Consider the following 20,606-nt stretch of genomic DNA (forward strand, 5'->3'; position numbering starts at 1 on the left):
CACTGTGGAGTGTTGCGATGAGTCCTGCTGAACCGGTCACAGGTTTGATTCTTTCCGGCGGCGGGGCTCGGGCGGCTTATCAGGTCGGGGTGCTGGCGGCGATTGCCGAGTTGCTGCCGGTCGGCGCGGACAATCCGTTTCCGGTGATCGTCGGCACCTCGGCCGGGGCGATCAATGCGGTCAGCCTGGCCAGTGGTGCCATGGATTTTCGCGCTGCCATCGAACGCCTGACCCAGTTCTGGCAGGGCTTTCGCAGCCACCGCGTGTTGCGCAGCGACTGGCCGGGCGTGATCCATCAGGCCAGCCGTTTCGTCAGCCACAGCCTGCTCGGCCTCGGTCGGCAGATGCCGGTGGCGTTGCTCAACAGTTCGCCGCTGCGCGAGCTGCTCGAGGAAAAACTGCACCTGCCTGGCATCGCCGAATCCATCGCGCGCAAGCAATTGCACGCGGTAGCGGTGACCGCGTTTGGCTACGAATCGGGGCAAGCGGTGACGTTCTATCAGGGCGGCGGCACCATCGACGCCTGGCTGCGGCACCGCCGTATTGGCGTGCCGACGCAATTGTCGGTCGATCACCTGTTGGCCAGTTCGGCGATTCCGCTGTTGTTCGCGCCAGTGAAAATCGGTGAGGAATATTTCGGTGACGGCGCAGTGCGCCAGTCGGCGCCGATCAGCCCGGCGCTGCATCTGGGGGCCAGTCGCGTGCTGGTGGTGGGCGTCAGCGGCAACCCGCGCGGCGTCGATCCGCAGCAGCCGCTGGAGCGCGCCTACAGCGGCCAGCAACCGACGTTGGCGCAGATTGGCGGGCACATGCTCAACAGCACGTTCATCGACAGTCTGGAGAGCGATATCGAGTTGCTGCAGCGTCTGAATCAGTTCAGTCATTTGCTCCCGGCCGGCACACCCACTCGCGCGCTGGGTGTGGCGCCCGTGGAAGTGCTGGTGATTGCGCCGAGTCAGCCGATCGACGAAATCGCCGCGCGGCATCGCCAGGAGTTACCGGCGGCGTTGCGCCTGTTTCTGCGCGGGCCGGGGGCGACGAAGACGAGCGGGGCGGGGGTGCTCAGTTATCTGCTGTTCGAGGCTGGGTATTGCAGCGAGTTGATCGAGTTGGGACGGCGGGATGCGTTGGCCAAGCGCGAGGAGCTGTGCCGGTTTTTGCGGATATCTGAAGCGGTGGCTCCTGCCTGAAATCTGCGGTGAGGCCTTCGCGAGCAGGCTCGCTCCCACATTGGAACTCGGTCTGAATGTGGGAGCGAGCCTGCTCGCGAAGCTTTCAGGGTCAGAAGTGGAACTTGACCAGGAAGCTTGTGGTGCTCTGATCGGTCTTGAAGTACTGGCTGTCCTTGATCCCGTACTTGTCCGACCAGTAGTCGTACTCGACACCGACATACAACTGCTTCTCGCCGAAATTCAGCGCCTTGCCCAGGTCGTATTTGACCTGCGGGTTGAAGTGCAGGTTGGCGTGGTAGTCGCCCTTGGAATTGGAGTCGTTGTCGACCACCCAGTCCATGAAGCCGTCGATGAGGATGTTCGATTTGCCCACCGGGATGGTGTAGGACCACACCGGGGTGATCTGCCAGACATTGTCACCGGCGCGTGCGCCCTGGGTGTGACGCTGGTAGAAGTTCAGCTGGAAGTAGTCGAAGCCAGGAATCGCCAGGTCGAAGCCCGGACCGATCAGGTACGACTCGGTATCGCCTTCACCGAACTCGTAGGTCATGGCCAGCAGCACGTCAGTCACCGGACCAAAGGCCAGTTTCTGATCGAAGATCTTGCCGAACGACAGGCGCGGGCTGAGCTCGCCGTAGTAGGTGTTGGAGCCGACGCCGCCATCATCCTTGCCGTTGTAGAAGATCTTGTCGATGAACAGGAAGTTGTCCCCATACTTCCAGGCATCGGCGTGCTCGAAGGTCACGGTCTGCTGAATGCGCGGGTTGACCTGGAAGTCCTTGCCATACAGGTAGGTCAGGCTGTTGTTCTGCCACTGCAGCAGGCCTTCGGCCATCGCCTGGCCGCCGGCGAACATCGATCCGGCCAGCATCAGGCTGGTGCACATACGTTTCATTCGGTTGCTCCCAAAGTAGGTGTTCCACGTTATTTTTTTAAGATCGGCGCTCTGATGTGGCGCCTTTTTTCGTACCGCAAATTTCATCCGATCGGTCAGCTTTGAATGCTGGTAGCAAAAGCTGCGCCAAGGCTTTTGAAAAACCAAAAAACGCCCGTTCGGCTGCTGAAAAACAGTCGACGAGCGTGTTTTCGGGATGCCTCAGGACTGACCGCAGCCGGGATAAGTTGGCTTTTCGGTCAGAAATTGAATTCAGGCTTTTTTTTAGAGCGAATTCGGAAGGCCGCGGAGAATACTGACTCCTCGGCCAACGCTCAAGTGCCCCGCAACAGAGCACCGACAGCAGGCATGGCGCACGGTTGCGAGCCATCTCAGAAGTGCACCTTCAGCAGCAGGCTGGCGGTGTTCTGGTTGGTATCGAACGCGTGGCTGTTTTCGATGCCGTATTTGTTCTTCCAGTAGCTGTACTCGGTGCCGACGTACAGCTGTTTCTGGCTCCAGCCCATGGCTTTGCCGAGGTCGTATTTGATCTGCGGATTGATGTGCAGGTTGGCGTGGTAGGTGCCGCGCGAGTTTTCGTCGTTGTCGACGACCCAGTCGAGGTAGCCGTCGATCAGCACATCGGAATTGCCCAACGGAAAGCTGTAGGACCATGCGGGGGTGATCTGCCAGACACCATCGCCGGGCCGCGGGCCTTCGGTCTGGCGGCGGAAAATGTTCAGGGTGACGTAGTTGAAGCCGTGCACTTTCAGGTCGAAGCCGGGGCCGATCAGATAGGCCTCGGTTTCGCCTTCGCCGTACTCGTAGGTCATCGCCAACAGCACATCCTTGATCGGGCCGAACTCGATCTTGCGGTCGAGGATCTTGCCGAAGGACAGACGCGGGGTGAACTCGCCGTAGAAAGTATGCGGCCCTTTGTTCGGGTCTTCCTTGCCGTTGTAGAAGATCTTGTCGACGAACAGAAAGTTGTCGCCGTACTTCCACTTGTCGGCGTGCTCGAAGGTGACCGTCTGCTGATACGAGGGGTTGATCGCGAAATTCTTGCCGTACAGATAGCTGAGGCTGTTGCTCTGCCACAGCAGCAGATCGCCGGCCATGGCCTGACTCGCGGCCAGCAGGCCGCCACTCAACAGAACGTTGCTTTGCGTGCGGATCATCTGTTGCTCCCTGTTGTTTTTATTGTTTGAGGCACAAGCAGTTGCGTAGTCCCTGTGGGAGCGAGCCTGCTCGCGAAGCGGTTGTGTCAGTCGCCATCAATGTTGAATGACACAGCGCTTTCGCGAGCAGGCTCGCTCCCACAGGTGGCGTGGTGGTTTCAATCAGTGCGCATGGCAATCATTGATCGCCGCACGCTCCTTGCCGCCGAGGATGTTGAACAGCAGGTTCAGCGTCAGCGCGCTGAGGGTGGCCATGGCGATGCCGCTGTGGGTGATCGGGCTCATCCACATGGGCAAGTGGGCGAAGAATTCCGGACGTACCACCGGGATCAGGCCCATGCCGATGCTTACCGCGACCAGCAACTGATTGCGGCGGTCACCGATGTCGGCCTCTTGGAGGATCTTGATGCCAGTGGCCGCGACCATGCCGAACATCGCAATCGCCGCACCGCCCAGCACTGCCGGTGGAATCGATGCCACCAGAAACGCCGCTTTCGGCAACAGGCTGAGGACGATCAGCAGACCGCCGGCAACGATGGTCACCGAACGGCAGCGCACACCGGTCATCTGCACCAGGCCGATGTTCTGCGCGAACGAGGAGTGGGTGAAGGTGTTGAAGAAACCGGCGAAGAACGACGCGCCGGCATCGCACAACAAGCCACGACGGAGCATGCGCGGGCAGACTTCCTGGCCGGTGATCTTGCCCAGCGCGAGAAACATCCCGGTGGACTCGACGAAGATGATCACCACCACCAGACACATCGACAGAATCGGTGCCAGCTCGAATTTCGGCATGCCGAAATGCAGCGGGGTGACGAACTGAATCCACGGTGCGCTGGCCATGCCGCTGAGGTCGACCATGCCGATCGCGCCGCACAGTACGTAGCCCAGACACATGCCGATCAGTACCGAAATATTGACCCAGAATCCGCGCATGAAGCGGTGAACCAACAGAATGGTCGCCAGCACCAGCGCAGCGATGGCCAGATAAATCGGCGAACCGAATTGCGCGGCGTCGACACCGCCACCGGCCCAGTTCACGGCCACGGGGAACAGCGATAAACCGATCGAGGTGATGACCGTGCCGGTCACCAGTGGCGGGAAGAAACGCACGACCTTGGACATGAACGGCGCGATCAGCATGCCGAAGAAACCGGCAGCTATCGTCGCACCGAAGATGCCTTGCAGACCGATGCCGGGCATGCCGGCCATGGCCACCATGCTGCCGACCGCAGCGAAACTGGCGCCCATCATCACCGGCATGCGAATGCCCATCGGACCGATGCCGAGCGACTGCACGATGGTGGCGATGCCGGCGACCAGCAGGTCGGCGTTGATCAGGAAGGCGATTTCTTCACGACTCAGGCCAGCGGCCTGTCCAATGATCAGCGGCACCGCGATGGCACCGCCGTACATCAGCAGAACATGTTGCAGACCGACCAGGATCAGTTGCAAAAGGGGCAAACGCTGAATGGCGGGTGCGTCGGGGATGCGCGCTTTGGACAGCTCGGACATGCAACACCTCGGATCTTTTTTATTCTTGTGATTAACAGCTGCCGGGTTGCTTGCAGCTGTTTCTTTGCATCAGGCAGACCGCGGAGCGGCCATTCGCGGGCAAGCCCGCTCCCACACAGGCTATGCAAAACCCTGTGGGAGCTGGCTTGCCAGCGATGCTTTTAACGATTAATTGGTTTGTGCTCCCTGGGCAATCCAGGCACCGATCAGGTCACGTTCCTGCTGGGTCATCTGGGTGATGTTGCCCAGTGGCATGATCTGCGTGGTGATGGCTTGCGCCTGAATGCGCGCGGCGTTCTGGCGGATCTGCTCGGGGGTGTCGAACATCACACCGGCCGGGGCTGCGCTGAACAACGGGCTGGTCGGCTTGGACGAGTGGCACACCGTGCAACGCTCTTGAATCACGTTGTGCACCTTGTCGAAACCGGGGCCGGCATTCGAGGCTTGCGCGGGTGCCGCCGCAGGAGCTGCGGGTGCCGCAGGTTGCGCTGCTTCGGCCGGTTTCGCGCCACCGCCCAGCGCCGTTTCCGGCAGCGGTTGGTACTCGATTTTCGCTGGCGCCTTGGCCACTTCAGGTGCAGTCGACATCGGCGCCGGGCCGGTGACGTAGGCCAGACAGATCATGCCCACCGCTGCCACCGGCAGGGTCCAGGCAAACTTGTGGCTGTCGTGACGGGTGTTGAAGTAGTGACGCACCAACACCGCCAACACTGCGATCCCGGCGAGGATCAACCAGTTGTACTGGCTGCCGTAAGTGCTCGGGAAGTGGTTGCTGATCATGATGAACAGCACTGGCAGGGTGAAGTAGTTGTTGTGTCGCGAACGCAGCAAGCCTTTGGCCGGCAGCGCCGGATCCGGCGTGCGGTTCTCGGCGATCGCCGCGACCAGTGCCCGTTGCGCCGGCATGATGATGCGGAACACGTTACCGACCATGATGGTGCCGATGATCGCGCCAACGTGCAGGTACGCACCACGACCGCTGAACACTTTGCTGAAGCCATAGGCGGCGGCAATGATCAGCACGAACAAGATGAAGCCGAGCAGGGCGGGTTTCTTGCCCAGGGCCGAATCGCAGAGGAAGTCGTAGACAAACCAGCCGACGATCAGCGAGCCGATACCGATGGCCACGCCTTCAGGACCGCTGAGGCCACTGCCGGGTGCCACGAGGTAGAGCACCGGATTGGAGTAGAACACCACGCACAGCAGCGCGATCCCCGACATCCAGGTGAAGTAGGCTTCCCACTTGAACCAGTGCAGGTTGTCCGGCATGGACGGTGGGGCCAGTTTGTATTTTTCCAGGTGGTAGATGCCGCCGCCGTGGATCGCCCACAGATCACCGGCCAGACCGGTTTTCGGGTTGACGCGGTTGAGGTTGTTCTCCAGCCAGACGAAGTAGAACGACGCGCCGATCCAGGCCACGCCGGTGATCATGTGAACCCAGCGCACGCTCAGGTTCAGCCATTCCAACAGATGTGCTTCCACAGTCTTTACCTCTCGCCTGTCACTCTTGTTGTCGAGTGATCAGACCTTCTCTTATTGGTGGGGGGCGAGGATCAACCGCTCATCCTCTTTGAAAAAATGCTCATCGCAGTTATTGCCTGTGCCACTGCGATCAACCACCAGGAAGTCATCCCGCTTTTCGATCGTCAGCACCGGGTGGTGCCAAACGCCGCGATGGTAATTAATGCCCTGCCTGCCGTTGGTGACGAAGGCGCGGACCAAGCCTGATACAGGTTCATCGCCAACTGGCGCGACCACGATCAGAAAGGGGTTGCCGAGCAGCGGTATGAAAGCCTGGCTGCCCAGCGGATGGCGTTCCAGCATGCAAACGGTCAGCGGCATGTCCTGCGCGTCGGCGCGGAAAATGCTGATGATCGCGTTGTCCTCAGGCGTAGCGGTTTCGACCGTCGCCAGTTTGTGGAAGCGCATGGTCGAACCGTTGTTGATCATGAAGTGATCGCTGCCGTCGGTTTCGATCACGTCACCGAAAGGGGCGAAGGCTTCTTTGGTCAGCGGTTCAATCGTCAGTGTGCGCATGCTGTTCTTCTTATCCGGATTCTGTGTTGTTAGATCTATCGCCATCGCGGGCAAGCCCGCTCCCACAGTGGACTGTGGCGTTCACAAAACCTGTGGGAGCTGGCTTGCCAGCGATTGGGTTCAACCTTGTTTAGCGACCTTGCCCAATACACGCAGGCGACTCACGCCACCATCCGGGAACACGTTCAGGCGGATGTGGGTGATCGGGCCGAGTGCCTTGATCTGCTCGACGAAGGTGTGTTCGGCGTGCATTTCCAGCTTCTGGCTTGGCAGCAGTTCGCGCCAGAACAGCGACTGGGTTTCGATCTGGCTGTCGGTGCCGCCCTTGACGAACGCGCCCTGGATCGAGCAAGTGTCCGGGTAGTTGCCTTTGAAGTGCAGGGTGTCGACGACGATCTTCTCGATCTCGCCCGGATGACCCAGCGCGACGATCACCCAGTCATTGCCCGGCGTGCGACGACGCGCGGTTTCCCAGCCGTCGCCCATGTTGATGCCACGGCCCGGGTTGAGGATGTTGCTCATGCGGCCGAAGTGTTCGTCGGAGCAGGCGAGGGCGCGGCCACCATTGAGGGCTGCGGCCAAGTCCACTTGCTCGTTGTCGCCCACAGCGGACCAGTCGCGGAACGGAATGCCGTACACGCGCAGGCGGGCAACACCGCCGTCCGGGTAGATGTTGAAGCGCAGGTGGCTGAACGCTTTGTCGTTGCTGATTTCGTGGTAGTGGTGGCTGTTGCCCTGCAACTCGACGGCCGACAGCACTTCGGTCCACTGGGTGTTTTCATCCGGCTCGCCCGAGGCCAGGAAGCACGCTTCCAGCGAGGCCGATGGCGGGTAGTTGCCGGTGAAGAATGAAGTGTCGATGTCCACGCCTTTGATCGAGCCCGGTACGCCCAGACGGATCACCGCGCTGTCGTAACCTTCGAAGCGCTTGCGGCGCGACTCCCAGCCGTCCATCCACTTGCCGTTGTCATCGAACACGCCCTCCTTCCATACGGCCGGGGTCGGTTGGAACAGACGATTGGCGTCTGCGAACCAGTCATCGGTGACCGAGATGATTTTGGTGCCCAGACGGGCGTCGGCCAGGTTGACGTATTTTTCGAAAGGTACGGCGTAAGCTTTCATTCTTCTTGTCTGCCTTTGATAAGTTGGCTGGGGATGCTCGCAGGGCCCTGGGCGTTTGCGCGTTCATTCACGCTCGGGCCAGGCTTGCTAAAGAGTCAGTAAACGGAACAGGGCAATCTTGTTGATCTCCGCCAGCGCGCATTTGAACTCGGCTTCCACCGAATTGTTGATGCGCGTTTCGAACGCCGCGAGGATCTGATGCCGGTTGCTGCCTTTTACCGCCATGATGAAGGGAAACTTGAACTTGGCTTTGTAGGCGTCGTTCAGCTCGGTGAAGCGCTGGAACTCTTCGGCCGTGCATTGGTGAATACCGGCGCCAGCCTGTTCATTGGTGCTGGCTTCGGTCAGTTGGCCCTGGACGGCAGCTTTGCCGGCCAGGTCCGGGTGAGCGTTGATCAGGGCCAGCTGGCTGGCATGATCGGCGCTCAACAGGATATCGCTCATGCGCTGGTGCAGGGTTTCGATCTCGTCGATCGAAGCGTCCGCACCGAGGTCGTAGGCCTTTTCGGCCACCCATGGCGAATGTTCGTAGATGTCGGCGAAGGCTTTGACGAAAGCGTCGCGGCTCAGGGTCGACGGTTGCAGGGTTTGAAAGCGGCTCATTTTGCAGTCCCTTGGTACGGGTGGGTTTGCTGCCAGTGGCGTGCGATGTCGACGCGACGGCTGAACCACACCTGTTCATGACTTTTGGCGTATTCGATAAAGCGCTTGAGCGAAGCGAGGCGACCAGGACGGCCGATCAGGCGGCAGTGCAGACCGATCGAAAGCATTTTCGGCGCCTCGGCACCTTCGGCGTAGAGCACGTCGAACGCGTCTTTGAGGTATTCGAAGAAATCGTCACCCTTGTTGAAACCCTGCACTTGCGTGAAACGCATGTCGTTGGTGTCGAGGGTGTAGGGGATCACCAGATGCGGCTTGCCGGTCGGGTTGTTCGGTTCCCAGTAGGGCAGGTCGTCGTCGTACGTATCGCAGTCGTAGAGGAAACCGCCTTCTTCCATGACCAGGCGACGGGTGTTCGGCCCGGTACGGCCGGTGTACCAGCCCAGCGGACGCTCGCCAGTCAGTTCGGTGAGGATGCGGATCGCTTCGAGCATGTGCTCGCGTTCCTGCGCTTCGTCCATGTACTGGTAGTCGATCCAGCGGTAGCCGTGGCTGCAGATTTCGTGGCCGGCCTCGACCATCGCACGGATCACGTCCGGGTGACGCTGGGCGGCCATGGCCACGGCGAAGATGGTCAACGGAATGTCGAATTCCTTGAACAGCTTCAGAATGCGCCAGACGCCGGCGCGGCTGCCATACTCGTAAAGCGATTCCATGCTCATGTTGCGCGCGCCCTGCAGCGGCTGCGCAGCGACCATCTCGGAGAGGAAGGCTTCGGATTCCTTGTCGCCGTGCAGAATATTGCGCTCGCCACCTTCTTCGTAATTGAGCACGAAGGACAGGGCGATCCGGGCATTGCCCGGCCAGTGTGGGTGAGGAGGGTTACTGCCGTAACCGATCAGGTCGCGTGGGTAGTCAGCGCTCACTGCAGTCTTCCTTCTTGTACGTTGACAGATTGGTGTGGCGGCCTGGCAGGCTGGCGTCACAGCGATGGGCTGATTGTATACAACTTTATTTGCATTTTGTAAGCCTGAATTTTCGCATTTTTCACCGGCTGTCATCTTTTGCTGTTAATGGTTCCGGCCTGCAAGAAACCTGCCTGACCAGTCAGCTAATGAATAGAAGGTTCAATGATCAGGCGCTTTGCCTGCGAATTGGCGATTAAGGCCCGGATGGCGGGGGGGAAGCGAAAAATGTCGTTTTTATTGTGTACAATTTTTTTGAAAAGTGTCTTAATCAGTCGCTCGCCGCAGCGTTTCGTGCTCCGAATCGGTGCGGTCTCCTTTTCAACTGACTTCGGGAGGCGCGAGGTCTGACCGCTTGTTGCGGCCAGGCGCGCAGAATCAATGGGACGTTTGACAACACACGTTTTGGACGCTGCACACGGTTGCCCGGGCAGCTCGATCAAGGTCGAGCTGTACCGCGTTGAAGGGTCGCACCTGGAATTGGTCGCCAGTGCGACAACCAACAGTGATGGCCGGGTCGATGCGCCGCTGCTGCAAGGCGATGATTACCGCACCGGGGTTTATCAGGTGCAGTTCCATGCCGGCGATTACTACCGCGCCCGGGGCGTGCAACTGCCCGAGCCGGCCTTCCTGGACGTGGTGGTGCTGCGTTTCGGCATCTCCGCCGAGCAGGAGCACTATCACGTGCCCCTGCTGATTTCGCCTTACAGCTATTCCACGTATCGGGGCAGCTGACCCCCAAGCAGCTGCCCCCACCGGGAAGCGACTGCGCATATAGCTTCTTTGGTCTTTCGCCCGCTCACACTGCGGGCTTTTTTTATGCCTGTTTACAGCTCATCTGCCGGTGCAGGCGGGTAGCGGCTCAGCGCTCGCGGATAATGAATACCGAATCTGGCGTGGACGCGACCTTCAATACGCCCCCGATCAGCCATACCACTTTGTTCTGCGCGGCTGCATCGGTCAGTGCCTTGAAGGCGTCCTGACCGATTCTGGCGGGCAAGCCCGGTTCCGCCAGTTCGTTGCCAGGCACATGAGTCAGGCCGGCCTGACTGATCGCGCCCAGTTTCAAAAAGAAGATCTGATCGTGACCGGCTCGTTTGAAGACCAGCGTCGGCATTCTGTGCTCATAAGTCAGTGGAAACAGCTCGTAACCACAGCCGACCAGCAACGCGCCGAGCAATCGCCGCAGATTCAGATCCGAGGGATAGGTCTTGTAATGATTCCAGGCAGAGGGGAAATGCTGCGGATCGAAGCTCAGGCGTTGCAATTCGCTGTCGGTCTGGGAAGGCATCGGAATAAGCCGTTTGCTTCCCAGGTCGATGTCCGGTGCAACGGCCAGCATGTTCAGCGGGTCGGCAAAATCTGGAGCTGTGGAAAACGGCAGTTGTTTCCACTGATGCAGAACGGCCTGGACATTGATCAATCCGGTGCCGGTAATCGTCTCGGAGTGATCGGCGAGTTCGAACAACCTGCGGGCGACGGCCCTTGCTGTTGCTTCAGAGAAATCGGGGAACGCGCGAGCGACGGACGTTGATATCGGCTCTTCAAAAAAGCGTTTGCCCGGATGGACCTCACCCGGATCACTGCCGATGCGAAAAGTCGCTACCGGCTGTCGCTCGGGCATGTTTATCAGCATGCTTTCGAAAGTATTGAAATCTGTCGGGACAAACTCGGGATGACATACGAAATACACTTTGGGTGTCGTGTTCGAGCCGACAGGGACGATTGGATAATGCAGCCAGCCAAGCTGTACCGATTCGATGTGCACAGGTTTGTTCAGGTGACCCCAGGGCAGCCAGAAATACGGGGTCAGCTCCTCAGGCGGAGTCGTGGCTTTCGACGCGGGTAGCGTTTCTGTGTCCTCGGCAAGTCGTGGACGCTTGCTCGGGCCGGGGACTGCGTTGTCGGACTGGCTGGCTTCGGGCTTGGTACCTGATGGCTTCGCCCCGGGTGTTTTTCGCCGCCAGAAAACGGTGCCGGGGATTTGCTCGAAGAAAACGTCGGGTGCATTGGTCGTTGAGGCAAACGCTTGTTGATATTCACCGTCCTGGTTTTTGCGCACCATGACTGTGCCGTCTACCGTGGTTACGAAGGTCTGCCTGAGTCTGTTGTAACGGAGGCCTTCTGTCGCCATTTCCGGCTTGGTCAACGTCATGGCGTCGGCCGGCGATATGTATGAGGGCAAGTGTGGTGTGGAGGACGCAGGCCGGTTGGAGGGCCTCTCGGGCCGCTGGATTTGCCAGATCGCCTGACCCTCGGTTCGCGTCAGAGGCAGGCCGGGCACGCCGGGCGCGAAGGTCAGTGGCACATGGTAGTTGCCTTGCCCGTCCTGCTCGACGACAAACTGGCCTTCATTGGCGATTTGAGCGTAGGTGCGCTGATCCGGTCCAGTGAACAAGCCATCGTTCTGCGTCACCGGCACCAATTCGTGGAAACGCTCTTGCGGCCAGGCGATTGCGTTCCGAGTGGCGCTGAAATCATGCGCTGCATCTGGCAACGCTTGAAGGCTGACCGTGGGCATTGTGTTGGCAGCAGCAGAGGTGGCTGGCGCTTGGCTGATCGCCGGCGAATCGATGCCCAGGAGCAGGGCGTCAGGCATGTCCAGGCCCACATTTTTGACGAGGGGCGGTGATCCGGGATGTGTGGCATCGGGCGAATCGGGCGATTTTATGGTCGGGATTTTTTTGGGTGATTTGGCCATGGGAAATACTCGGAAAAAGAGCGCGCAGACGCGTGCGGGTGCCGCGTAGACAGTACGCTGATAAAAAAAGGGTGTTTGTTGACGGGTTACCGCGAATTACGCGGGAGGCACTTTCATCAGCGAAACAGGGCGGAAAATGTTGGTCTGGTGACTGCAGCGATTCACTACTCTTAACGCAGACTTTTCGATGCGGGATTTGTCGGCACGCAATACCCAGCCATGGGCGGCCAGGTTGTAGCCCACGCGCGCGGTTTCGTCGTTGACGCAGATAACGTTCCAGACTTTGACTTCGTCGTTGGCCAATGCGGCAAGATATGGCGGGAGCGCTTTTGAGGCGTCGGGCTCTTCGAAAAAACGTGCATCAAGCCCATCCAGATAAATGCGATCAAAGACCAGATCGACCGTGTGCACAACTCCACCGGTGGTAATAACGCGGATTTGATCTATCAGATCTTCGCTTCCATAGACCGGCAGATAAAAAGTGGTTGTGCCGATGGAGAGTCGGTTTTCTTCCAGCCTTATTTCGACCTTGCCGAGCTGCGTTGCATCAAGTTCCCAAGTGGATGAATAGGGCAGGCGAACTTTGGCATCGGCAAGTGCGCCGGGAGTCGAGAGTTTGATGGTCATGTCCGGGAGTACGTGGATGAGATAACTCGAACCTTCTCCTTCGTAGTTGTCCATGTCGGTTTGCACGGCCAGTCGAATCGGCGTTGCGCAAACTCTTGTACGGCCCATCGGTTCAGCTGCTTTTTCAGCCAGATTGTGAAAGTAACGCTGAGAGCGAACCTCGAGCGGCAGTTTCATCTGGGTCACCCAATCCCGCGATACCGTGAAATCCGTAAAGGCAGGTGCGATTTCGGTTTGCGCTGTAAGCTCGGCATCTGCAACGACACCGTCCTTGAAAATCAATACGTAACGGCTGAACGGACGAACAGCCATGGTGCGCAGGATCTTCGTAATATTGTCGTGATCGTCTTCGTTACGCGCAGCGGAGTAATAATTGAGCTTGATGCTTTTCGCGCCGAAGTGATAGACGAGATGGCAACCAACAGTCAGGTGATATGACTTGGGTTTGTCCGAGAAAAAATGCGCCTCCGCTTTTGTCAGCTCGTCGCTGCGGAAATCCAGATATATCCGGGTGATTACATCAGAACGTAAAACTGCGTAAAAAGTGGTTGTCTTGCCGGTTCTCGGGACGTAATAGGCAGCGGGTTTGCGGTGGCGGATCCAGCATTCCGCTGCATAAATAATGATCGGGTTTACCGGTTTTCCTCGTTTGAGGAAAATTTCGGTTATTTCTACGGTGTGGCCGTCCGGGATTGTGTCTGGCAGATCAAGTCTGAAATGGAAATCATCGCTGGTTACGAAAACCAGGTTTTTGTTGCTCAGCTTTCTAGTGTGTTCGGTGTTCGTATAAACGTCATGAATGGTCAACACGTTTTTGAGGTGGTCAGACGTTTCGAAACCTGAGCGGATGACCAGGTCGTTACCCTCGATATCAAAGGATTCAATCAACTCCTTGCGCCAGTTCATGACGATGTAGCTGGTCTGTTCACCATCATCGACAATGGAAAAACGGCCAGCCACATGCGCAATGTAATATTGATCGGTGCCGGCGCCTCCCGACGCTTTTGCTCTTTCGTGAGAGAGAAATATCTGGTCGTCCCCAGCGCCAGCTTCAATGCTGTCGCTGCCCCGGGATTTGATGATGTTGTTTTGCGCGGAGCCCGTTACCACGCTTGCCGCGCGATGGACTGTCTCAACGTTTTCGATGCTGTCCAGCAAACTGTGCAGGATAGATATCCGGTTATTGTCGGCATCGACATCGCTCGTGATGATCTGCAATGTTCCAGCCAGCAGATCTACGTCATAGCCAGTTCTGTTGGTATTTCGGGAGGAGTAGCTGCCGCCGAGTACCAGTGTGTCATTTCCTGCGCCGCCGCTCAGCGTCGAATGATCTGCGACATGGCGACCCCTTTCAAGGAAGTCCGCTGCGTTCTCAAACAGGAACTGGTCATTTTCTTCGCCGCCCGAAAGTTGTTTTTTTCCTGACTTGTAATGGAAGGTGTTGGGTTTTTTTTCTACCCCTCTGATCGAGTCGTTGCCCTCGCTGATAAACCAGAGAACGTTCTTGCCCTCTGCGGCGACCCCCAACTCCGCGCCGGGTGTATCTTTTGTAACCCCTGCGCGTGCATCAATGATGTCATCAGTGCCTACCACTTCAGGGACATTGACCGATTCCCATGCATCCTGTTTGGTCCACCAGTTTCGTTTCCAGGCCCGAGTTGGTTTCAGGCGCACATCGAACTTGCCGTTGACGATGGCTTCGGTGGTCTCTTTCAAGGGGCCATCGAGCAGCGTTCTGGCGGACTTTTTCAGTTGCAGAGAGTGCTGCAACAGCGTCTTTGCCTTGATATAGCGGTTTTGAACGCTTTGATCGACCTCCATCATGCAGAACGAAAACCAACCGCTACGCCACCGTTCATCGACAGTCAATTCAATGTAGTCATCTATATCGTCAACGATACGCACCGCACCGTAGACCTGTGAGCCGATGGCGAGGATCGCGCCGGCTGCAAGTCCGACAGGGCCGGCAAACGAGAACCCGGCCATCGCGGCGGACCCGAGGATGACAGTCATGGCTGCACTGGTAATGCTCAGGCCAGCGCTGACGTAATGATCCATCGCTTCTTTGCCGGTGGCATTCTGAGCGGCGTTCATCGACCTCACGGCGGTAAAGATGTCGAAGGGCAGCGTCAGCATGCCGCCGACCAACCCTCCCGATCGACCCAATCTGAGTGCAAAGCGGGTTTTGGCGAAGTCCCGATAAGCACTTTGCCCGGCTGTGAGCATCTGCGTGGCTATCTTGCTCACCGCGACATCGGCCGCGATGGAGCCCAGCTCCGATACAATGCCTGCGCTGTTTATCGCTATTTCAGCAGTGTTTTCGGCTTTGATCGCATCGACAACGCCGCGAATTCCCATAAAGATGCCGAAGCCCTGGATGCCCACGCTGGAGCCCAGCGTCGCGTAACTTTTGGTCAATGCGGCCCAGCGGGGATGATGTTTGGGGACGTGCACGTGTTGCAGATCAAGCGACTGTGCGGCACTCAGAAGTTTGACAAGTTTGTCGCGGTAATTGCCGGATACAGTATCTGCAGCACTCTCCCTCAAGAGCCGGGGAGCGGTGAGCGGGCGCTGGCTGGCCATTTCAAACAGGAGCGTGGGCAACAAGTAGCTATCGCTGCCCGTTGAAGTTTTCAGGTAGTGTTCAACTTTATTGGCGTCGAACTGCAGGCTATTGATAAAAGAGCGTTTGGGGCGGCGAAAGAAACTGTTCTCGCCATTCAACGGATGACCATCAATGGTCGCGCCTAATCCGTCGAGTGCAGTACGGGTAATCGAAATGTCGCCAATTTCGAAAGGGCCGAACACTTCGTCCACCATTTGCAACTGACTCGATTTTTCGTTAGTTCGGCTCTGATCAATGGTTGAGGGCTTGTATTCGTTGGCTTCATAGCCCAGATCCATGATTATTACGGTATCGGAAACAGGTTGCAGGTCCGCATGTATTGAAGGGTCGGTTTGTGCTGTTGCTTCGCTTATCAGTGTGGCCATTAGAACTTCCTTGTTCCGGCAATTGTCGTTAAGGCGAAGAATATTACGTTGGCTTTTCCAGAGCTGTATATCGGGGGGTTGTTGCTATCTATTGCATATCAAAGATTGAATGTTGTTCGAGTTGAATTGATTCAAAACAACACATCATCCCGCCCGAGGTCCGTTCCGGCAGGATGATCAATAGTGGCGCTTTTCAGTGGCTGCCAAGCAACGACGCGGCGCCAGCACCACCAAATAGTCCGGCACTGACCCGATTGAACCAACTCTGGCCCTTGCCGCTGCGCAGATAACGTGCGGCGCCATGGGCGCCCAGGCCATAGGCCAGCTTGCAGCACAGATCGAGCACTACCCAGGTCGCGATCATGATCAGCAATTGCGGCAGAAAAGGTTGCTCAGCGCGGAGGAACTGCGGCAGAAACGCGGCGAAAAACAGGATGTCCTTCGGATTGCTCGCACCCAGTACAAAGGCGCGTCCGAACAATGTGCGAAAGCGCGGCACCGGTGCAGCCTCAGGTACTTCGGCGCCCGTCGATGGCTGCCGCGACTGCTGCCAGCTCTGCCAGGCGAGGTAGAACAGGTACAGCGCACCGACTATTTTCAGTGCGCTGAACAACTGCTCCGAAGCCATTAGCAATGCGCCGAGGCCAAGTGCCGACGCGCTGAGCAGGCAGATCGAGGCGATCACGCCACCCAGGAACGCGGGGTACGACCGGCGCAAACCGTAATTCAGACTGTTGCTGATCATCAGCAATGACAGCGGTCCCGGGATCAGGATCACCACCAGCGCAGCGCCACTGAACAGCAGCCAGGTTTCCAGACTCATCGTATTGCTCCTTTGTTGTTATCGGGATGTGCAAAAGCCCCACCGGTGAGGGTGAGGCTGGTTTGAAGCCTGAACCGCGCAGCGTTTACAGGAAGATGAACTTGGCGATGAAGATCGCGCAGAGCACCCACAGGCTGACGGAAATTTCCTTGTACTTGCCGGTGCCAGCCTTCAACGCGACGTAAGTGATGAAGCCCAGCGCGATGCCGTCGGCGACCGAAAAGGTCAGCGGCATCATGATCGCCGTGACGATCGCCGGAATGGCGTCGGTCGCTTCGTCCCATTCGATGTGGGCCATACCGCCCATCATCAACATCGCCACGTAGATCAGTGCACCTGCCGTGGCATAAGCGGGAATCATGCCAGCCAGCGGTGCGAAAAACATGGCCGCTATAAATAGCACACCCACGGTGACGGCGGTAAGACCAGTCCGACCACCAGCGGCTACGCCGGCGGCACTTTCCACGTAACTTGTCACGGGTGGAACCCCCACCACGGCGCCAAATACGCTGGATGCGCTGTCAGCCTTCATGGCTCGGGAAAGATTCTCGATGCGACCGTCAGCGGCGACAAGGTTGGCGCGCTGGGCCACGCCCATCAGCGTACCGGCGGTGTCGAACATGTGCACGAAGAGGAACGCGAGCACCACGCTGATCATGCTGACGTTGAACACGCCGGCGACGTTCATTGCCATCCAGGTCGGTGCCAGGCTCGGCGGCGCGGACATGATGCCCTCGTAGTGCACCAGACCCAGGCCCCAGCCGGCGAGGGTGACGGTGATGATGCTGATCAGGATCGCACCGAACACGCGGTGGTAACTGAGGATCGCGATCATCAGGAAGCAGATCGCAGCGAGCAGCGGGCCAGGTTCACGCAGCGAACCCAGCTTGATCAGCGTCGCCGGGCTGTCGACGACGATACCGGCCGTCTTCAGACCGATCAGGCCCAGAAACAGACCGACACCGGCGCCCATCGCGAACCGCAGGCTGACCGGGATACTGTTGAGCAGCCACTCGCGGATCCGCGAAAAGGTCAGGAACATGAACAGCACGCCCGAGACAAACACCGCGCCGAGGGCGGTTTCCCAGTTGTAGCCCATGGTGCCGACCACGGTGTAGGTGAAGAAGGCGTTGAGGCCCATGCCCGGCGCCAGGCCGACCGGCCAATTGGCATAGAGCCCCATCAACAGGCAACCGAGCGCGGCGGCGATGCAGGTGGCGACGAAGGCCGCACCGTGGTCGATGCCGGCATCGGCCATGATGTTCGGGTTGACGAAAATGATGTAAGCCATGGTGATGAAGGTTGTCAGACCGGCAATCAGCTCGGTCTTCACCGTGGTGCCATGCAAGCTGAGTTTGAACAGACGCTCCAGCAGGCCATTGCGTAATGGCGGCGTGAGCTCGAGCGGCGGTGCTTCGGATTTGCGGCTTTCCACAGCGAGTACTCCTCAAGAGTTTTATTGTTATTTCCAGGGCCGGACCCATGAGGGGTGGCAGCGGCCCTTTGAGGCATACGCGAATTTGTTGACCGTATAGTCAGGAACTCGCACGCAGTGGATTATGCTTTTGTGTACAAATAAAGCAAATATTGTTTTGGTTTTTGTTGCCGATTTTTTTGCCGATAGGGATATATGACTATCAGGATGGCTTCGCGAGCAGGCTCGCTCACACAGGAGAATGCGTTCCAATGTGGGAGCGAGCCTGCTCGCGAAGAGGGCGGTCCTGTCAATCCAGATGCGGCTGATTCCCCCCAAGCGCCAGATTCACCGCCAACCACCCATTCACCGCCGCTTCCCCAGCCTCGGCAAATACCCGCTCGAGCAATTTCACCTGCTCACGGCGCAGCGCTTGCTCGAACTTCGCGCCTTCCGCCGTCAACTCAAGCAGGCGCTTACGCTTGTCCGTCTGCGAAGCGACGCTGTCGACCAGGTGCATCTCCTGCAACTGGCGCAGTGGCATGTTCAGCGCCTGTTTGCTCACGCCGAGTAAAGCGAGCAACTCTTTCACGCTGAGGTTCGGATAGCGCGCGATGAAAAACACGATGCGCTGATGCACCCGCGAGAGGCCGCGACGCTCGAGCATTTCATCAGCCTTGGCAGTGAATGCCTGATAGCCGAAGAAAAACGCTTCCATGGCCTGTTGCTGAGTAGAGGGGTTCTTAAGGTCAAGCATATTGACGTACTCGCTCAAGCTGTCGTAATTTCAGTCAACAAGTTTGACTCATTTCCTGCATGCCTTGCTACGGTGATCTCTATGGCTTTTTCCGAACGTGTCTCGCGCCTGAAAAGTTCTTTGATCCGAGAAATCCTCGCGGCGGCCCAGCGTCCGGAGGTCATGTCGTTCGCCGGCGGTTTGCCCGCTGAGGCGATGTTGCCGAAGGTGGAGTGGGACGAGATGCCGTTATCGCTGGGTCAGTACGGCATGAGCGAAGGCGAGCCGGCCTTGCGCGAAGCTTTGGCGGCAGAGGCGAGGGCGCTGGGCCTCGAGTGCGATGCGAGTCAGGTGCTGGTGGTCAGTGGTTCCCAGCAAACTCTGGATCTGGCGGCAAAACTGTATATCGACAAGGGCACGGAAATTTTGCTGGAGGCGCCGACTTATCTGGCCGCGCTGCAAATTTTCCAGCTGTTCGGCGCCGACTGCCTGACCGTGCCGCAGGAAGCGGACGGCCCCAACCTCGCGCAATTGCGTAATCGTTTAGAACAGCATCGCCCGGCGTTTATCTACCTGATCCCGACGTTCCAGAATCCATCCGCCGTGCGCTACAGCGAGGCCAAGCGCGCAGCGGTTGCGGCATTGCTCGATGAATTTGGCGTCACCCTGATCGAAGACGAGCCATACCGCGAACTGACTTTCGATGGTGGCAGCGCAAAATCGATTGCGGCGCGCCTGAACAAAGCCAGCTGGATCTACACCGGCACCGTGTCGAAAACCTTGCTCCCGGGTTTACGTGTTGGCTACTTGATCGCCAGTGCGGATCTGTTCCCGCACCTGCTCAAGCTCAAGCAATCGGCGGATCTGCACACCAATCGCATCGGTCAGTGGCAGGCGCTGCAATGGATCGGCTCGGAAAAGTATCAACAGCATTTAAGTGAGTTGCGGGATTTCTATCGGCTGCGGCGAGATGCGTTTCAATTGGGGCTGGAAAGCCATTTTGCCGATCTGGCTGACTGGGACATGCCGCAAGGCGGACTGTTCTTCTGGCTGACGCTGAAGCAACCGCTGGATACGCGCACTTTGCTCAATGAGGCGTTGGCCAATGATGTGGCGTTCATGCCCGGTGAGCCGTTCTTTCCCGAGCCGGACAAGCATCATGGGCATTTGCGCCTGAATTTCAGCCACATCGATCCGGCGAGGCTGGATGAAGGGTTGAAGAGATTGGCGGCGGTGGTGCGGCGGGCGCAGATGGAGAGGGCGGCCTGATAAGCAATAAACCGGCTGGAGGGCCGGTTTATCATTGTCTGAGTTTTGTGATGATTTGACGGGCCTCATCGCTGGCAAGCCAGCTCCCACAATTCTTGTCTACAACCTGAGATCAATGTGGGAGCTGGCTTGCCAGCGATGGCGCCATCAGCCACAGCACATCAATGTCAGACTGCAGCAAACCGCTTATCCAGATAATCAATAATCACCTTGGATTCATACATCCAGGTTGTCTGCCCATTCTCATCAATTCGCAGGCAAGGCACTTTGATTCGGCCACCCTGTTCCAGCAGGGTCTGGCGATCCTGCTCGTTGTTCTTCGCGTCTTTCAGCGCCACCGGCACATTCAGGCGATGCAGGGCGCGGCGGGTTTTCACGCAGAACGGGCAGGCGTGAAATTGGTACAGGGTCAGATCTTTCGCGGCAGCGTCGACTTGTGCCTGAGCAGCAGCGGGGCGTTTTGTCTTGCCCGGGCGGGTGATGAAATCGATGAAGATAACCAGTTGGCCGAGGCCGACACGAAGCGCTTTGACGAACACGTTGAAAGCCTCACGGTGCAAATGAAGAAAGGCGCGCAGCTTA

The 20,606-nt window shown here is 58.2% G+C and carries 17 protein-coding genes; 3 read left to right on the forward strand and 14 right to left on the reverse strand.

Annotated features, from left to right (window positions below):
• The first annotated feature begins 17 nt into the window (after positions 1-17).
• Positions 18-1,190 (forward strand): patatin-like phospholipase family protein, encoded by a 1,173-nt coding sequence (locus AC0Z5Z_RS22030; protein WP_041479321.1) that lies wholly within the window; start codon positions 18-20, stop codon positions 1,188-1,190.
• 91 nt (positions 1,191-1,281) lie between these two features.
• Here AC0Z5Z_RS22030 and AC0Z5Z_RS22035 read toward each other — a convergent pair whose 3' ends face one another.
• The 8 genes from AC0Z5Z_RS22035 to puuE form a co-directional block, all read right to left on the reverse strand.
• Complete coding sequence (locus tag AC0Z5Z_RS22035) at positions 1,282-2,067, reverse strand: outer membrane protein OmpK (RefSeq protein WP_056784020.1); 786 nt, start codon at positions 2,065-2,067, stop codon at positions 1,282-1,284.
• A gap of 371 nt (positions 2,068-2,438) precedes the next feature.
• On the reverse strand, positions 2,439-3,224 hold the full coding sequence (locus tag AC0Z5Z_RS22040; protein ID WP_485611633.1) for an outer membrane protein OmpK: 786 nt from the start codon (positions 3,222-3,224) through the stop codon (positions 2,439-2,441).
• 162 nt (positions 3,225-3,386) lie between these two features.
• Complete coding sequence (locus AC0Z5Z_RS22045) at positions 3,387-4,739, reverse strand: nucleobase:cation symporter-2 family protein (RefSeq protein ID WP_095180786.1); 1,353 nt, start codon at positions 4,737-4,739, stop codon at positions 3,387-3,389.
• Between the two features lie 168 nt (positions 4,740-4,907).
• Positions 4,908-6,221 (reverse strand): urate hydroxylase PuuD, encoded by a 1,314-nt coding sequence (locus AC0Z5Z_RS22050; RefSeq protein ID WP_212615652.1) that lies wholly within the window; start codon positions 6,219-6,221, stop codon positions 4,908-4,910.
• 51 nt (positions 6,222-6,272) lie between these two features.
• On the reverse strand, positions 6,273-6,776 hold the full coding sequence (locus AC0Z5Z_RS22055) for an ureidoglycolate lyase (protein WP_016773758.1): 504 nt from the start codon (positions 6,774-6,776) through the stop codon (positions 6,273-6,275).
• 120 nt (positions 6,777-6,896) lie between these two features.
• On the reverse strand, positions 6,897-7,898 hold the full coding sequence (gene alc / locus AC0Z5Z_RS22060) for an allantoicase (protein ID WP_122611965.1): 1,002 nt from the start codon (positions 7,896-7,898) through the stop codon (positions 6,897-6,899).
• An 87-nt stretch (positions 7,899-7,985) separates the two neighbouring features.
• Positions 7,986-8,501, reverse strand: coding sequence for a 2-oxo-4-hydroxy-4-carboxy-5-ureidoimidazoline decarboxylase (gene uraD, locus AC0Z5Z_RS22065; protein WP_016773760.1), 516 nt, complete (start codon positions 8,499-8,501; stop codon positions 7,986-7,988).
• Positions 8,498-9,424: an allantoinase PuuE gene (puuE, locus tag AC0Z5Z_RS22070; protein WP_042608504.1), complete on the reverse strand. Its 927-nt coding sequence runs from the start codon at positions 9,422-9,424 to the stop codon at positions 8,498-8,500. The genes uraD and puuE overlap by 4 nt, the downstream gene beginning before the upstream one ends.
• 420 nt (positions 9,425-9,844) lie before the next feature.
• Here puuE and uraH point away from each other — a divergent pair, with 420 nt between their 5' ends.
• Positions 9,845-10,198: a hydroxyisourate hydrolase gene (gene uraH, locus AC0Z5Z_RS22075; protein ID WP_041479332.1), complete on the forward strand. Its 354-nt coding sequence runs from the start codon at positions 9,845-9,847 to the stop codon at positions 10,196-10,198.
• 127 nt (positions 10,199-10,325) lie between these two features.
• Here the strand turns inward: uraH and AC0Z5Z_RS22080 are convergent, their stop codons facing one another.
• The 5 genes from AC0Z5Z_RS22080 to AC0Z5Z_RS22100 all read right to left on the reverse strand — a co-directional run bounded on the left by AC0Z5Z_RS22080 (position 10,326) and on the right by AC0Z5Z_RS22100 (position 18,776).
• Positions 10,326-12,164, reverse strand: coding sequence for a hypothetical protein (locus tag AC0Z5Z_RS22080; protein ID WP_485611634.1), 1,839 nt, complete (start codon positions 12,162-12,164; stop codon positions 10,326-10,328).
• Positions 12,165-12,260: 96 nt separating this feature from the next.
• Complete coding sequence (locus AC0Z5Z_RS22085; RefSeq protein ID WP_485611635.1) at positions 12,261-15,782, reverse strand: calcium-binding protein; 3,522 nt, start codon at positions 15,780-15,782, stop codon at positions 12,261-12,263.
• A gap of 193 nt (positions 15,783-15,975) precedes the next feature.
• Positions 15,976-16,605 carry a LysE family translocator gene (locus tag AC0Z5Z_RS22090; protein ID WP_041479336.1) on the reverse strand — a complete coding sequence of 210 codons (630 nt, stop codon included), beginning with the start codon at positions 16,603-16,605 and terminating at the stop codon, positions 15,976-15,978.
• Between the two features lie 85 nt (positions 16,606-16,690).
• On the reverse strand, positions 16,691-18,040 hold the full coding sequence (locus AC0Z5Z_RS22095; protein WP_024012217.1) for an NCS2 family permease: 1,350 nt from the start codon (positions 18,038-18,040) through the stop codon (positions 16,691-16,693).
• Between the two features lie 289 nt (positions 18,041-18,329).
• On the reverse strand, positions 18,330-18,776 hold the full coding sequence (locus AC0Z5Z_RS22100) for a MarR family winged helix-turn-helix transcriptional regulator (RefSeq protein WP_041479388.1): 447 nt from the start codon (positions 18,774-18,776) through the stop codon (positions 18,330-18,332).
• A gap of 81 nt (positions 18,777-18,857) precedes the next feature.
• Between AC0Z5Z_RS22100 and AC0Z5Z_RS22105 the strand changes: the two genes are divergently transcribed.
• On the forward strand, positions 18,858-20,024 hold the full coding sequence (locus tag AC0Z5Z_RS22105) for an aminotransferase-like domain-containing protein (protein ID WP_485611636.1): 1,167 nt from the start codon (positions 18,858-18,860) through the stop codon (positions 20,022-20,024).
• A 167-nt stretch (positions 20,025-20,191) separates the two neighbouring features.
• Here AC0Z5Z_RS22105 and AC0Z5Z_RS22110 read toward each other — a convergent pair whose 3' ends face one another.
• Positions 20,192-20,563: a glutathione S-transferase N-terminal domain-containing protein gene (locus AC0Z5Z_RS22110; protein ID WP_076566801.1), complete on the reverse strand. Its 372-nt coding sequence runs from the start codon at positions 20,561-20,563 to the stop codon at positions 20,192-20,194.
• Between the last annotated feature and the right edge of the window lie 43 nt (positions 20,564-20,606).

The organism is Pseudomonas sp. 1L-E-NC-VB-C3 (genome assembly GCF_057291535.1).